Origin of the sequence: uncultured Campylobacter sp. (assembly GCF_938031315.1) — a bacterium.
Taxonomy (GTDB): Bacteria; Campylobacterota; Campylobacteria; order Campylobacterales; family Campylobacteraceae; genus Campylobacter_B.
Map to the genome: position 1 here is coordinate 1 of NZ_CALHHT010000275.1, position 1800 is coordinate 1800.

The following is a 1800-nucleotide window of genomic DNA, read 5'->3' on the forward strand; positions in this document are numbered from 1 at the left end:
TCAAATTTTAATTCCGCCGCTAAAGACGGCGCGGCTTCTGCTCCGATAAGCGGAAACGGCAATACCATAACGAGCAACTCAAGCGGCATGGGCGGCGGAGCTCAAAGAAGCTGGAAAGGCGCCGTAATGTCGCATCTCAATAAGCATAAAAGATATCCGCAGACGGCTTTGGCGCAGGGCGAAGAGGGTATCGTTTACGTAAAAGTTCAAATTTCGCCAAGCGGCAAAATTATAAACGTTAGCGTGAAAAACGGGGTTAAATTTGAAGCGCTTAATAGCGAAGCAGTGCAGCTTTTTTATCGCGCTTCGCCGCTTCCGACCCCGCCGAGCGAATATTTTGCGAATTCGAATGAGCTCACGCTTCATTTTCCCGTGGAATTTAACATCAAAAAATACAAAGAGCAAAAGATAAATTTCTAAAAGGAGCACGTATGAGGAAATTTGCAGCATTGAGTATGGCGGTTATAAGCATACTTTTCGGCGAAGACGTGGATTTTGAGACGCTTGAAATTTCGGCGGATAAGCTCAAAAGCGGCGAATCGAGCTTTTTAAAAGCGGGCGCGCTCAGCTCTCGCGACGATATAAAATCGCAGAATCAAAGCGTCGATAGTATCGTGCGGGCGCTTCCGGGAACCTACACGCAAATAGATCAGGCCCAGGGTAGCGTATCGGTTAATATCCGCGGATTAACGGGGCTCGGGCGCGTCGATACGATGGTAGACGGCGTCACTCAGACATATTACGGCACGGCGGCGGATTCGGGCGGATATCATTCATTTACCGGAAATTTAGGCACGTCGTCCTACGGAGCGCTGATAGATCAAAATTTACTCGTAGGCATAGACGTAGAACGCGGCTCGTTTCGCGGAGCGACGAACGGAATAATGGGAAGCGCGAATTTTCGTACGATAGGCGTGGACGACGTGGTACGAAACGGTAATATCTTCGGTTTTCTAGGCCGTTATTCCTACGGCACGAACGGCCTAGGACCGAGCTATATGGGCACTCTCGCGGCAAAAGACGAGCTCGAAAGCGGCGCGAACATAGGCACCCTTTTCGCATACAGCGGCAAAAGAAGCACGCAAAATTACAAAGACGGCAACGGCGTAAGAAGCGAAGACGCCGCGCCCGATATAGACGGCGACGGGATACCGGATCTCGCCGCACCGCTAGATGTGGATACGCTCAAGCAAAAACCGAAAAGCTATTTGTTTAAATTTGAATACGGACGGGATGCACACAACGCAATAGCGTCCTATCGGGGACATTCGAATTATCTGGCGAGAAGAAAGATAAAAAATAACAACTATCAGCTGGATTATAGATTTAATCCAAATTCCGATTTTATAGACGTTAAAATGAAGGCATCCGTAAGCGATACAACGCAAAAATACGACAAAGATGCCACCATCGGTTGGGCGCCGTTACAAAACGGAATGAAATTTAAAAACAAAGCCGATATACTTGATTTAAGCAATACCTTTCAATTCAACCCCGCGAGCGCGAATTTAAAATCCACGCTCGGTGTAAATTTATTAAATAACGAGTATAAGAGGATTACCGGAGATAGCGACTATGCGGGGCTTAAAACGTCGTTTTCCGTTCCTCAAGGCAAACAAAAGCTCAGAAGTCTTTATCTTGATAATTCGCTCGAATACGGAATTTTTACCCTTGACGCGAACGTAAATTTTATGCACTGGCAGCTCAGCGGCGAAAAAGGCGTTTGCTCGGTATACAATAACTACTGCCAACCGAAAGAGGCGGGATGGATGAAAAAAGATGGCGACGAGTTGAATTATT

At 47.1% G+C, this 1800-nt stretch carries 2 protein-coding genes; both read left to right on the top strand.

Going from position 1 to position 1800, the window contains the following annotated elements; genetic code table 11:
• Positions 1-420, top strand: a 420-nt coding sequence (locus Q0236_RS06850) for an energy transducer TonB (RefSeq protein ID WP_297916320.1), incomplete at its 5' end; no start/stop codon positions are given.
• Positions 421-431: 11 nt separating this feature from the next.
• On the top strand, positions 432-1800 hold a 1369-nt coding region (locus Q0236_RS06855), incomplete at its 3' end, for a TonB-dependent receptor plug domain-containing protein (RefSeq protein WP_297916322.1).